This window comes from Agrobacterium vitis (assembly GCF_014926405.1).
GTDB lineage: Bacteria > Pseudomonadota > Alphaproteobacteria > Rhizobiales > Rhizobiaceae > Allorhizobium > Allorhizobium vitis_H.
In genome coordinates, this window is record NZ_JACXXJ020000005.1 from 1,528,595 (window position 1) to 1,542,076 (window position 13,482).

A 13,482-nucleotide genomic window follows, 5' to 3' on the forward strand; every position below is an offset into this window, starting at 1 on the left:
TTACCGTCGATGCTTTTCCTTCACAGGCCCAGCATCATCCGCACCACAGGCTCCAGACCGCGCCCGATGGCGCGGGTATTGTCAGCATCGAGATGAATGCCATCCATCGTCGTGGTCTTGGCCACCGAACCGGCATCAAAAAAGCCACAGCCCAGTTCATCCGCCGCATCGCGGTACATGCTGGCCAGCATTCCGCCCTCCTCGATGGAATGATTGAACATCGCCCCGAACATTACATTGGCGGTCTCGCGGATCGGCGGTGGTGAGACGATCAGTACATCCGGCCCTTCGAAGTCGAAGCCCCAGTCATGCTGATGGACCAGTTTAACCAACCGCTTGATACCGCTCGTCGCGCCAATCGCCGTACCCTGAATGCCGCGCTTCAAATCATTCGTACCCAGCATCAGGATCACCAGATCCAGCGGCTTGTGGGTTTCAAGAATACTCGGCAACAGCCTCACACCATTGCGGTCGCAATCCGCCAGATGATCGTCATAAGCAGTCGTGCGCCCGTTCAAACCCTCGGCAATCACCCGAACGCCATGGCCAAGCGCCTTTTGCAACACGCTGGTCCAGCGGTCCTCATGGGCGTGACGACCAAGGGCAACCGGGTCGTATCCCCATGTCAGACTGTCGCCGTATGCGAGAACGGTTTTCATTCGTGGCCCACCTTGCGGAAACGAGAGGGGAAAGGTGAATAAAGCCACCCTTCCCCAATTTCATCAGACCAGCATGCCCATCGGGTTTTCGATGTAGCGTTTGAACGCACCGAGAAGTTCAGCACCCAAGGCTCCATCGACCGCGCGGTGGTCGGTGGACAGCGTCACTGTCATGACATTGGCGATTTTCATTTCGCCCTTTTTCACGACAACGCGCTCTTCACCAGCGCCAACGGCCAGAATGGTCGCATGCGGCGGGTTGACCACGGCGGCGAAGTTCTTGACGCCCATCATGCCCATGTTGGAGACCGCTGTTGTGCCGCCCTGATATTCCTCAGGCTTCAGCTTGCGGCCCTTGGCGCGTGCGCCCAGGTCCTTCATTTCGTTGGAAATGGTGGACAGGCTCTTCAACTCGGCCTGGCGGATGATCGGGGTGATCAGGCCGCCGGGGATCGACACAGCCACGCCGACATCGGCATGCTTGTGCTTGACCATGTTGGTGTCGGTCCACGAGACGTTGGCATCCGGCACGTCACGCAACGCCAGCGCCATGGCCTTGATGACCATATCGTTGACCGAGAGCTTGTAGACCGGCTTGCCATCTTTTTCGGGAGCGGCGGTATTGAGCTGGGCGCGAAGGGCAAGCAGGGCGTCCAATTCGCAATCCACGGAGACGTAGAAATGCGGAATGGTTTGCTTCGATTCCTGCAAGCGTTTGGCGATGGTCTTGCGCATGCCGTCATGCGGCACAAGCTCGTAGGAACCTTCGGCAAACAGCTTGAGCACGGCATCGTCAGACATGCCCTTGGCCAGCGCCGGAGCAGGTGCTGCGCCAGACGCCGCCGGAGCGGCGGCAGGCTTGGCACCACCGGTGCTGACGGCTTTTTCGACGTCGCTCTTCACCACCCGGCCCTTCGGACCGGTGCCGGAAATCGCCTTGAGATCAAGACCGGCTTCCTTGGCGAGACGACGGGCGAGCGGCGACGAGAATACCCGGTCACCGGAGGCGGCTGCCGGAGCCGCTGCCTGGGGGGCAGCAGCAGGAGCATCTGCCTTTGCAGCGGGGGCTTCAGCCTTCGGAGCTTCGGCCTTGGGTGCGTCAGCTTTTGCTGGAGCGGATGCACCGCCGCCAGCCGCAGCAGCCGACACATCCTCGCCCTCTGCGGCGAGAATGGCGATCAGCGCATTGACCTTGACGCCTTCGGTGCCAGCGGGAACGACGATCTTGGCAACGACGCCTTCATCGACCGCTTCCACTTCCATGGTTGCCTTGTCGGTTTCAATCTCGGCGATCACGTCGCCGGACTTGACGGTATCGCCTTCCTTGACCAGCCACTTGGCCAGATTGCCCTCTTCCATCGTGGGAGAGAGGGCCGGCATGGTGATATTGATCGGCATATGCCTCGCCTCCCCTTATTTGTAGCAGACGGATTTAACGGCCTGGACCACTTCGCCGACATTCGGCAGAGCGAGCTTTTCAAGGTTGGCCGCGTAAGGCATCGGCACGTCCTTGCCAGCCACGGTCAGAACAGGCGCATCGAGGTAATCGAAGGCTTCGCGCTGAATGCGGTTGGCAACGAAATCACCCACGGACGACTGCGGATACCCTTCTTCCACCACGACCAGACGACCGGTCTTCTTGACCGACTCGATTACCGTCGGCAGGTCCATCGGACGGATGGTGCGCAGGTCGATCAGTTCGACATCGATGCCAAGCTTGGTGAGCTCTTCCACCGCCTTGGTCGCATAGGTCATGCCAATGCTCCAGGACACGACGGTGACATCCTTGCCGGTCTTGTGAATCCGCGCCTTGCCAATCGGCAGCACGAAATCATCCAGCTTCGGCACATCAAAGCTGTGACCGTAGAGGATTTCGTTTTCGAGGAAGACCACCGGGTTCGGATCGCGGATCGCGGCTTTCAACAGGCCCTTGGCATCGGCTGCCGTGTAGGGCGAAATCACCTTCAGACCAGGGATCTGGCTATACCATGCGGCATAGTCCTGGCTGTGCTGGGCGCCAACGCGGGCCGCAGCGCCGTTCGGGCCACGGAACACGATGGGCGCGCCCATCTGACCACCGGACATATACAGCGTCTTGGCAGCCGAGTTGATGATCTGGTCAATCGCCTGCATGGCGAAGTTGAAGGTCATGAACTCAACGATTGGACGCAGTCCCGCCATGGCAGCACCCACGGCCACACCGGCAAAACCATGCTCGGTAATCGGGGTATCGACCACGCGACGGTCGCCGAATTCGGCAAGCAGGCCCTGGGTGATCTTGTAGGCACCCTGGTATTCCGCCACTTCCTCGCCGATGATGAATACATCGTCATTGGCGCGCATTTCTTCGGCCATGGCTTCACGCAGGGCTTCACGCACTGTCATCGACACCATTTCCGTTCCGGCCGGAATGGACGGATCGCTGGCAGCGCTGGAAATCGGCTGCGCCGGAACAGGCGCGGAAGCCGAACCAGTTTCTGTCGGCTTTTCTTCCTGCGGAACGGCAGGGGCTGCGGGTGCCGCTGCGCTTTCAGCCTTGGGAGCCGAAACGTCGGACGCGCTTTCGCCATCCTGCAACAGCACGGCAATCGGCGTGTTGACCTTGACATTCTGGGTTCCGGCTTCGATCAGCAGCTTGCCGATCACGCCTTCATCCACGGCTTCCACTTCCATGGTTGCCTTGTCGGTTTCGATTTCGGCGATCACGTCGCCGGACTTGACGCTATCGCCTTCGGCTTTCAGCCATTTGGACAGCGTGCCTTCCTCCATTGTCGGAGACAGGGCGGGCATGAGAATATTGACTGGCATGGGCTAACCCTCCCTCTCGCTTACAACAGGATGTCGGTGTAGAGCTCGGATGCATCCGGCTCTGGATCGGCTTGGGCGAAATCGGCGCTGTCGGCGACGATATCGCGCACGTCCTTGTCGATCAGCTTGAGATCGTCTTCGCTGGCCCAACCCTTTTCCAGAAGACGCAGCCGGACCTGTTCAATCGGGTCATGCTCGGAGCGCATTTTCTGCACTTCGTCCTTGGAGCGGTATTTGGCCGGGTCGGACATGGAGTGACCGCGGTAGCGATAGGTTTCCATTTCCAGGATGACCGGGCCCTTACCGGCGCGGCAATGCTCAACCGCCTGCACGGCAGCCGCCTTGACGGCGCGCACGTCCATGCCATCCACCTTGAAGCCGGGGATGTTGAAGGACACGCCGCGCTGGGAGAAATCCGTCTGCGCCGAGGCGCGGGCAACGGACGTACCCATGGCATAACGGTTGTTCTCGATCACATAGATGACCGGCAGGTTCCACAGGCGCGCCATGTTGAAGCTCTCATAGACCTGACCTTGGTTGGCCGCGCCATCGCCGAAATAGGCGAGAGAGACATTGTCATTGCCGCGATACTTGTTGGCGAAGGCCAGACCCGTGCCGAGCGAAACCTGGGCGCCGACGATGCCGTGACCACCGTAGAAATGCTTCTCCTTGGAGAACATGTGCATGGAGCCGCCCTTGCCCTTGGACAAGCCGCCGCGACGTCCGGTCAGTTCGGCCATCACACCGCGTGCGCTCATGCCGCAGGCCAGCATATGGCCGTGGTCACGATAGCCGGTAATGACCTGATCACCGAGCTTCAGTGCCATCTGCATGCCGACAACGACTGCTTCCTGGCCAATGTAGAGGTGACAGAAACCGCCGATGAAGCCCATGCCGTAAAGCTGACCGGCCTTTTCCTCGAAGCGGCGGATCAGAAGCATTTCGCGATAGGCTTTCAGCTCCTTTTCGCGGTCGAATTCTTCAATCGTCCCCACAGCGAAATCGCCCTTTGCAGGCTTTGCTGCCGGTTTGCGGCTCGAAGCAGTCGCGTTTTTGCGCGGCGCCATTCATCCCTCCCTGAGTTGTGTAAGGGTTTTTGATTGGCACACACCATATGCAAGAATGGGACAGGCCGCAATGCATTAAATGCATGCCTTCCATTCCGTATAAACACCAGATTTTTAATATTTTTTTGCGATTAACTGGATTTCAGTTAATCAACAATCCCCTAAATATGACGGGCATTGTCGCCAAAGATGTGATCCACACTAGCGATTGAAAATCACGATCTCATCAGGACGAGACATATTCAGCTGATAGCGGGCTTTTTCATCGATCATATCGCGTTCAAGCGAGCCGTCGCTGAGCAGTTTTACTTGAGTTTCCAGCTTTTTGCGGTCGTGAATGAGCGCTGCCAGTTCCTTGCTGCGCTCGGCCCGCACCACATCGAAATGCTCACCGGCCTTCAATCCGTAATCACCATGAATGCTGTGATAGCCGAAATAGCCGATAAAGGCGATGGTAACGGCAGGAAGGACCAGGCGTCCAAATTTACGGTTCTTATGGTGACGTGTCCACATTCTCGATTTGGCCTTGCAACGCACAACATCTTTGCAGAGACATTAGAGCCATTTGCTTAACCGAGTATTGACCTTGTTACGAAAAAGTTCGGCATCCCCTCAATGCAAAAAGCCCGCACCGTTTGCGCGGCGCGGGCTTGAGAGAAGGGCGGTTGCGGAACGAGCGGCTCCGCCAGCCAGATCAGGCCTTCAGAATGGACGTACCGGCATAAGCGGCCTGCGGTCCCAGCAGTTCCTCAATGCGGATCAGCTGGTTGTACTTGGCCAGCCGGTCGGAACGCGACAGTGAGCCGGTCTTGATCTGCCCGCAATTGGTGGCAACCGACAGGTCGGCAATGATCGAGTCTTCGGTTTCGCCGGAACGATGCGACATGACGGCGGTATAGGCGGCCTTATGCGCGGTCTCAACCGCATCCAGCGTTTCCGACAGCGAACCGATCTGGTTGACCTTGACGAGGATCGAGTTAGCGACACCCATGCGGATACCGTCGCGCAGGCGGGCGGAGTTGGTGACGAACAGATCGTCGCCGACCAGCTGGGTCGTCGCACCGATCTTGTCGGTCAGGTATTTCCAGCCGTCCCAATCGTCTTCGCCCATACCGTCTTCGATGGAGATGATCGGGTATTTGGCAGCCAGTTCAGCCAGATATTCCGCCATGGCTTCCGGCTCCAGCGTGCGGCCTTCGCCTTCCATAACATACTTGCCGTCCTTGAAGAATTCGGTCGAAGCGCAGTCGAGCGCCAGATACATGTCTTCGCCCGGACGGTAACCAGCCTTCTCAATCGATTTCATGATGAAATCAAGAGCTTCCGGCGCACTTTTTAAGCCAGGTGCGAAGCCGCCTTCATCACCAACATTGGTGTTGAAGCCTTGCGCTGACAGTTCCTTCTTCAGCGTATGGAACACTTCCGAGCCCATGCGGACGGCGTCACGGATATTCTCCGCACCGACAGGCATGATCATGAACTCCTGGAAGTCGATCGGGTTGTCGGCATGCGCGCCGCCATTGATGATGTTCATCATTGGCACAGGCAGGATGCGGGCGTTCGGACCACCGACATAGCGATAGAGCGGCAGGCCGGAGGCTTCTGCAGCTGCCTTGGCAACGGCCAGCGACACGCCGAGAATGGCATTGGCGCCGAGGCGCGACTTGTTCGGCGTGCCGTCCAGCTCGCGCATGATCGTGTCGATCTGGATCTGGTTTTCAGCGTCATGGCCGCCGATGGCGTCATAGATTTCGCTGTTGACGGCTTCGACAGCCTTTTCGACGCCCTTGCCAAGATAACGTGTGCCGCCATCGCGCAGCTCAACGGCTTCATGGGCGCCGGTGGATGCGCCCGACGGAACCGCAGCGCGGCCCATGCTGCCATCTTCCAGATAGACATCGACTTCGACGGTCGGATTGCCGCGGCTGTCGAGAATCTCGCGGGCAATAATGTCGGTAATAGCGGTCATGGTCACTCCCTGCTGTAAAGGCTGAACAAGGCTCTGTTCGCCCTGTCTTAGCCGATGAATTGAAAATTACAATGACATGGTCCAGGCCTTCAGGCGGCCTTGGTGACGGCGTCGAACGCAAGCAGTTTTTCCAGCAAGCGCTCAAGGTCCTTCAGGTAGACCATATTGGGACCGTCGCATGGCGCATTATCAGGGTCCTGATGTGTTTCGATAAACAAACCAGCGACGCCAACCGCCACAGCGGCGCGCGCAAGCGTGGCCACAAACTCGCGTTGACCGCCCGATGAACCGCCCTGCCCACCCGGCTGCTGCACCGAGTGCGTGGCATCGAAAATCACCGGCGCACCCATGTCCGCCATGATCGGCAGCGAACGCATGTCGGAGACCAGTGTGTTATAGCCGAAGGAAGCGCCGCGCTCGCAAAGCATGACATTGGGGTTACCGGACAGCGTGATCTTTTCCATCACGTTCTTCATGTCCCAAGGGGCAAGGAACTGACCCTTCTTGACATTGATCGCCCTGCCCGTTTTTGCAGCGGCCACCAGAAGATCGGTCTGGCGGCACAGAAAAGCCGGGATCTGCAACACATCGACCACTTCGGCCACTTCAGCGCACTGGGCTTCGCTGTGAATGTCAGTCAAGACAGGAATACCGAATTCCTTCTTCAGGTCGGCAAAGATAGCCAAGCCTTGTTCAAAGCCGATACCCCGTCCAGCACCCAACGAGGTGCGGTTGGCCTTGTCAAAAGAGGATTTATAGACGAGGCCAATGCCGAGTTTGTCGCAGATTTCCTTGATCGAGCCCGCCATCATGAAAGCGTGCTCGCGGCTTTCCATCTGGCAGGGACCGCAGATCAGCGAAATTTTCGCACTGTTGGAAAAGGAGACCGTCTTGGCGCCTTCGCCAATGGTGACGGTTGCATTCGGCAGGGCAGAAGCGGTCATGGCGTATTCTCCTCAAACAGAAAGGCAACGCCCTGTCCGGGCGCGGCCGGGACGGTAATGCCGCCCGCTAGTCTCTCATGGGCAACGCCATTAGCAGCCAGAACCGCCGCTGTCACCTCAAGATCGGCAACCGTAAACACCAGGGCCTCCGCCACCAGGGCCTTGTTCTTCGTCTCGCCGGAAATGATTTCCATCGACAGATTGGCGGCGTCAAAGGCCAATCCATTGGTGTTTTCTCTGGCTGCTACGCCCAATATGGTTTGTAACCAACTGGCATAAAGCGCTGGCTTCGGCGCATAGAAAAACACCCGCGTCAAACCGATGACGCCATTGGTATGGGTCTCGAGCGCTTTCCTGTCAGCGGGCAACGGATTGACCCGCTCGCAGGCAAACAGAAAGAACGGCTCAACCTCCCGTGCTGAAAAGGCAAGGTGAAAGCGCGCAACAGTCTCGCTCCCATCCGGCAGCCGCATGGGCCTTGAAAACTCCAGCATGTCGCCACCTGTCATCCCCGCCGCGACAAAGGCCGCATGATCCGCCTTGGCGTCCTGCGATGCGGTGACAATCGCCGAGAGACCCTGACTATACGCCTGCCTGAAGGTGCGATCACGCCCGATGAAGACATTGCCGTTCGCAATGGCTGCGTCCACAGCCTCATGGTCGTTGATCGCCAATGGCTCCAGATAGATCCCATCGGCCAGAAATATGCAGGCATTGACCGTGCCGAAGGGATGGTGGCCATCCGGTGCGACTGTAAAGCCAAGAGCGGTCAGGCGGCTTCGCGCCGCCTCCAGCGTTTCCACCGGAAGCACCAGATGATCGACAAGACGGGCATTTGTATTCGACATGCTAAAAACTCACTATGGAGCGGAGACATTAGTTGGTATCGAGCTTCGGCGGCGTAAAATCAAGCAGGTCGTGGCGATAGGTTTCCACCACCATGCTGATCGGCGTTCCATCCGGGACACTCAGCAATGCCTTGTGCTGGAGAACATATTCAGGCACCGACAAGGGATCGCCGCTGGCCGGTGGCACCACACTGCCCATCTCCCATCCGTCCGGCAATGGCTTCCACAAAAGCTCGGCGGATATCGTGTGCCGCTGGAAATGCAGCGGCTGCACCACGCGGCCAAACGCACCGTCCGTCGTGTCGAGCACCTTGTTCATGTCATCCGTCAGCCGGGCCGGCACATACCAGTTGTCGGCTTCAGACAGGATACGGTCGCCGCATTTCAATCGCACCCGGCGATAGCCGACCTTGTCACCATCCGCGACCTTGAGGGCGGCGCGAATCTCTCCCGTGGCGGGCTTGTCGACATCCTTTACCCGCTCTGCTGTGATTTTTGCTCCATCCGCCAGCTTATGGGTGCTGCACCAGCGGTCCAGCGTCAGCGTGGCACTGTCATGGCTCAGCAGATCGGCATTCAGCGTTTGCAATACGGCCAATGCCTGCAACCGCGACACAGGCGTATCCGGCCAGGAGGCGGGCGCGGCGGCATGGCTCGGGCAAGAAGCGGTCATGGCGGCAACCACAGCTGGCAGGAACAACAAACGCATGCAAACTCCTGAAATAGAAAGTAAATTCCCGATAGAAAGTCGGGCGGACATCAGCACGCAAACATGACGGAGAGATGACCATGAGCAGATATTTCGACGTTACCGATAGAGCTGCGGCGGCTTGCGCTCGAAGGTCTTTACCCCGCCTTTCCAACCAGTCACCGCAGGCGCAATCGTCGCCACGGCCTCGGCACCGGAGACGGCATCAAACAGCACAAGATCAGCCGCAGCCCCGACCTTCAGCTGTTCATCCAGCCCCATCAGCCGGGCCGGATAGCGAGTGATCATCTCGAAGACCTGGTTCAGATCCGCAGGCGTCGCCAGTTGGGCAACATTGGCGTAGAGATTGGCCATGCGCATCAGCGAGACATCGCCAAAGGGCGTAAATGGGTTGAGAACATTATTGGTGGAGATGGTGACATTCACCCCCTGGCGAGCCAGAAGATGCGCGGGTGCAATGCCCCTTGGACACAAGTGATCGATATCCCGACCGGTCAGGAAAAGATCGGTAGCGGGCAGAACCGTCACGGTAATCCCCGCCTCGGCCAATTGCTTTGCCACCCGCTCCACTTCGTCGGGAGGAATAGCAGAAAGCTTGGTGACATGGCCGACGGACACCTTGCCTTGGTAACCCCGCGCCAGCGTCTGGGCAATGACCGTCGGCAGGTTGGACCCTGAAGGATCGAGATCGAAATCGAGGTGGAAATCGACAGGTATATCGAAGCGCTGGGCCAGCTCGAAAATTCGGGAAATATGCTCGGCGGGCCTTGGATCGGTGTAAGGGCAGCCACCAATCAAATCGGCGCCTTGCGACAAGGCGATTTCCAACATCCGCTCGGTTTCCGGCTCATTGGTCAAGCCTTCCTGAGCAAAGGCGCAGATTTCGATATCGATCAGATGGGCGTAATCGGCCTTCAGCTTGCGGATCGCCGAAAATGAGCGGAAACCGGCGCGCGGATCGATTTCCACGAAGGTCCTGATCCGGGTCGTGCCGTGTACAATGGCCCGGTCCACGACATCGGCGGCGCGGGTATAGACATCTTCCTCGGTAAAGGCCTGCTTGGCTTTCGAGGTCTCCGACACAGCTTCCGCCAGTGTTCCGCTACACACCCGGCAGCGCCCGATGATCCCTGCCTTGTCGAGATGCAGGTGGGTTTCGATCAACCCGGCGCAGACCAACCGGCCTGCGGCATCCTCCTGCGGCGCATCACAACGGAAATCCGCTTCCAGCGCAACGATCCGCCCCGCCTCAAAGGCGATGTCCAGCGGCTGCGCCGACAATGGCAGCCTGGCGCGGCGCAACACGAAATCAATCGCCATGCGTTTTCATTCCCCTCTTCGGCTGGCAATCACCCACCCACCGTCTCTGCCGCATGAAATCTATTCCCACCCGCAACCAATATCCCACGCACGGATGACAGTCATGAGGCGACGAGATTGCCATTGCTGGCAATCAGCACACCTGCCTTGAACACCATGCGCTCCATTGGGCGCGCCGCTACGGCTTCGGCAATCGAGGCAACCGGCAGAATGATGAAGTCGGCGGGACACCCTTTGCCGAGTGTCGCATTGCTGCGCCCCAAAACCTCAGCCGACAGGGTGCTGACCAGCGCGAAGGCATGTTCAAGGTCGGCATCGGCGCGAAAGTTCTGCCGGTCACAGAGAATGCTCGCCCGCTCCAAAAGATCGCCATTGCCGAGCGGCGACCAGGCATCGCGGATATTGTCATTGCCGGAAAACACCCGCACGCCCGCAGCCTTCAGTCGCTTGATCGGCGGCATGCTGGTATCGCCGGGACCAGTGGTCATGATCGCCACATCGGCGCGTGCCAGCGCTTCCGCCGTGCGCCCGAAATCCATATCATCCAGCGCGCCCAGGCAATAGGCATGACTGACGGCGCATTTGCCCTGAAGCCCATGTGCCAGAGCGCGCTTGGCGATCTGGCGGATTTCGAACGCACCGAGCGGACCCGGATCGTGCAGATGTAGATCCACCCCGACGCCGTGACGGCCGGCGATGGCAAAAATCGCGTTCAGGTGGCCGGTAATGTCATCGTCTATCCCGGCTGGATCGAGACCACCGATCAGGTCCGCACCCGCCTTGACCGCCTGCTCCAGCAGATCAGCAGTGCCGGGATCGGCCAGCACGCCGGACTGTGGAAACGCCACTGTCTGAATATCGACCAGATGAGCATGGCTTTGCTTCAGGGACAATATGGCTTCTAGCCCTGCCAACCCGACTTCCGTATCGATATCGGCATGGCTACGGCAGGCGACGGTGCCATAGGTGGCCATCTTCTCCAGCAGCTTAGCCCCACGCACCTCGACCGGCAAAGGCAGCGAGCGGCGCAGCGCTTTTTCGGCCCGGATCCGCTCGGCGACCGTGCCTCCGGGAATATGGGGAATGAACGGCATGCCGATCAGCGTTTTATCCAGATGTACATGACCATCGACCAGGCCCGGCAGGACCAGACCGCCACGAGCATCGATGCGTGGCTTTTCCGTTGAAACGCCCTCACCCGCCGCTGGACCGATCGCGGCAATTGTAGACCCGGCAATAACGATATCAACGGGATCACCGAGACCATTGCGGGCATTGAAAACGACGAGAGTGGCGCTCATGGGAGGATCGGCTTTCAGACAGATGGGCAATCGCACGGCCAAACAGACAGGTAAAATACGGGTCGGATCATGGCGTATTTCCTGGCCGGAGGCGAGGTTTAAAGCAAAGTCAGGATTGCGGTAATTTGGTGTTCCGTGTCAGGCTTGGACTTGATTATTCCCCGCCTCTTGCCGGAACGTACCCATGCCCTCTGCATCTCATACCATTTCCCCCACGACACACGCTGCTTCCGGCCCTGACACTGGAATGGTCACTAGCCCGCATCCGCTGGCAAGCGCTGCCGGACTGGCTGTTCTGGAGCGTGGCGGCACAGCAGCGGAAGCGGCCATCGCCATGGCCAGCACCATTGCCGTCGTCTACCTGCATTTCTGCGGCCTTGGAGGCGACTCAGTCTGGATTCTGGCCGACCGGCAGGGCCGCCAGACTTGTTTTATGGGGATCGGTCAGGCAGCCGCAAAGCTACCGGAATTTACCGGTGACAGTATTCCGCTGCGCGGTCCGCTTTCGACCTTGACCACCGCCGCCACTGTTGATGCCTGGGAGGCCGTTCACCGCTATTCCATTGAGTATTGGGGTGGCAAACAGGTGTTCGGCGACCTGGTGCAGGATGCTATTCATCATGCGCAACACGGATTTCCGGTCAGCCGCTCGCAAGGCTTCTGGCTCGATATGCGCAAGGACGTGCTGGCCGATTGGCCAGGCTTCATCAACCTGTTTTTCAACAATGGACGTCCCTTTGCTCCGGGAGAGATCTTTCGCCAGCCAGAGCTGGCCCGCTCCCTGGAAAATATCGCCAGCCATGGCCCGCGCAGTTTTTACCAAGGCCCTCTCGCCCAGCGCATCGCCGAGGGGCTTCGGGCGGCTGGATCACCGCTCACCCTTGCCGATCTGACGGCAACACGCACCCGGCAGGTGGAACCGGCGCGTCTATCCTATCGCGGGTTGGAGCTTCTCGCGCCGCCGCCGCCGACACAAGGGATCTCCACTCTTGCGATCATGGGCATTCTCCAGCATTTCGACCTGTCCGCCCTCACTCCCGGCAGCGCCCAGCATCTGCATCTGGTCGTCGAGGCGGTGAAACAGGCTTTCATGACCCGCGACCGGATCGCCGACCCGGATTTTGCCGATCAACCCGTGCAGGAGTGGCTGTCGGCAGAACGATTGCAGCAGGCCGCCAGGGCCATCGACCCAGACCACGCGCTGGACTGGCCGCATCCCTACCGAACCGGGGATACAGTGTTCTTCGGCGCGACTGACGCTGCGGGACAAAGCGTCAGCACGTTGCAAAGCACTTATTTCGATTGGGGCAGCGGCGTTGTCGTCGGCGATACCGGCATTCTCTGGCAAAACCGCGGTGCGGCCTTCTCGCTTGATCCGAAAAGCCCGAATTTCCTGCAACCGGGAAAAAGACCGTTTTATACCCTCAACCCGGGACTTGCACTACGCGACGGCAAACCGGCCCTGATCTACGGCACCCAAGGTGCAGACGGCCAGCCGCAGACCCTGGCCATGCTGCTGACACGGCTGATCGATTATGCGCAACCTCCGGCGCAAGCCTTGGCCGGACCACGGTTCTTACTGGGCAAAACGTTTTCCGACAGCCGCGACAGTTTGAAAATCGAAGCCGATTGCGGCCAGCCCGTCCTCGATCGTCTCGCCGATCTCGGCCACCAGCTCGCACCCATTGAGCCGCAAAGTCCAATCGCGGGCCAGGCAGGCGTTATCGCCATCGCCCCAGATGGCAGCCTGGCAGGCGCTCACGACCCACGCGGCGAAGGTGTGGCGCTCACCCTCGGCGAGCGTTGACCAATTGCGTTGAGATAATCGACACGGGTTTGGGACAGAATTTCGGAAAC

General features: G+C 59.2%; 12 protein-coding genes. 1 reads left to right on the plus strand and 11 read right to left on the minus strand.

Annotation, left to right across the window (positions count from 1 at the left end; all coding sequences use genetic code 11):
- Positions 1-20 precede the first annotated feature (20 nt).
- From IEI95_RS18265 to IEI95_RS18315, 11 genes are all read right to left on the minus strand, one after another.
- Positions 21-659 (minus strand): SGNH/GDSL hydrolase family protein, encoded by a 639-nt coding sequence (locus IEI95_RS18265; RefSeq protein WP_156535017.1) that lies wholly within the window; start codon positions 657-659, stop codon positions 21-23.
- 63 nt (positions 660-722) lie between these two features.
- On the minus strand, positions 723-2,057 hold the full coding sequence (locus IEI95_RS18270; protein ID WP_156535015.1) for a pyruvate dehydrogenase complex dihydrolipoamide acetyltransferase: 1,335 nt from the start codon (positions 2,055-2,057) through the stop codon (positions 723-725).
- 15 nt (positions 2,058-2,072) lie between these two features.
- Complete coding sequence (locus IEI95_RS18275) at positions 2,073-3,467, minus strand: pyruvate dehydrogenase complex E1 component subunit beta (RefSeq protein ID WP_156535013.1); 1,395 nt, start codon at positions 3,465-3,467, stop codon at positions 2,073-2,075.
- Positions 3,468-3,487: 20 nt separating this feature from the next.
- A complete protein-coding gene (pdhA, locus tag IEI95_RS18280; protein ID WP_071206709.1) occupies positions 3,488-4,534 on the minus strand; it encodes a pyruvate dehydrogenase (acetyl-transferring) E1 component subunit alpha in 1,047 nt (348 codons plus the stop codon).
- Between the two features lie 201 nt (positions 4,535-4,735).
- Positions 4,736-5,047, minus strand: coding sequence for an FtsB family cell division protein (locus tag IEI95_RS18285; RefSeq protein WP_015915925.1), 312 nt, complete (start codon positions 5,045-5,047; stop codon positions 4,736-4,738).
- 181 nt (positions 5,048-5,228) lie between these two features.
- The gene (eno, locus tag IEI95_RS18290; protein ID WP_156535012.1) at positions 5,229-6,503 is read right to left on the minus strand and encodes a phosphopyruvate hydratase; all 1,275 of its coding nucleotides are present in this window, start codon (positions 6,501-6,503) and stop codon (positions 5,229-5,231) included.
- Between the two features lie 89 nt (positions 6,504-6,592).
- Complete coding sequence (gene kdsA, locus IEI95_RS18295) at positions 6,593-7,447, minus strand: 3-deoxy-8-phosphooctulonate synthase (RefSeq protein ID WP_156535010.1); 855 nt, start codon at positions 7,445-7,447, stop codon at positions 6,593-6,595.
- Positions 7,444-8,295, minus strand: a complete 852-nt coding sequence (locus IEI95_RS18300; protein WP_156535008.1) for a VOC family protein — start codon at positions 8,293-8,295, stop codon at positions 7,444-7,446. Before IEI95_RS18300 ends, kdsA begins: the two co-directional genes overlap by 4 nt.
- A 28-nt stretch (positions 8,296-8,323) precedes the next feature.
- Positions 8,324-9,004 carry a GntR family transcriptional regulator gene (locus IEI95_RS18305; RefSeq protein ID WP_156535006.1) on the minus strand — a complete coding sequence of 227 codons (681 nt, stop codon included), beginning with the start codon at positions 9,002-9,004 and terminating at the stop codon, positions 8,324-8,326.
- 99 nt (positions 9,005-9,103) lie between these two features.
- Positions 9,104-10,324, minus strand: coding sequence for an amidohydrolase family protein (locus tag IEI95_RS18310; protein WP_156535004.1), 1,221 nt, complete (start codon positions 10,322-10,324; stop codon positions 9,104-9,106).
- A 101-nt stretch (positions 10,325-10,425) separates the two neighbouring features.
- Positions 10,426-11,625 carry an amidohydrolase gene (locus IEI95_RS18315; RefSeq protein ID WP_156535002.1) on the minus strand — a complete coding sequence of 400 codons (1,200 nt, stop codon included), beginning with the start codon at positions 11,623-11,625 and terminating at the stop codon, positions 10,426-10,428.
- A gap of 247 nt (positions 11,626-11,872) precedes the next feature.
- On the opposite strand from IEI95_RS18315, the gene IEI95_RS18320 reads away from it, so the two are divergent.
- Complete coding sequence (locus IEI95_RS18320) at positions 11,873-13,432, plus strand: gamma-glutamyltransferase family protein (RefSeq protein ID WP_194417323.1); 1,560 nt, start codon at positions 11,873-11,875, stop codon at positions 13,430-13,432.
- Positions 13,433-13,482: the final 50 nt, after the last annotated feature.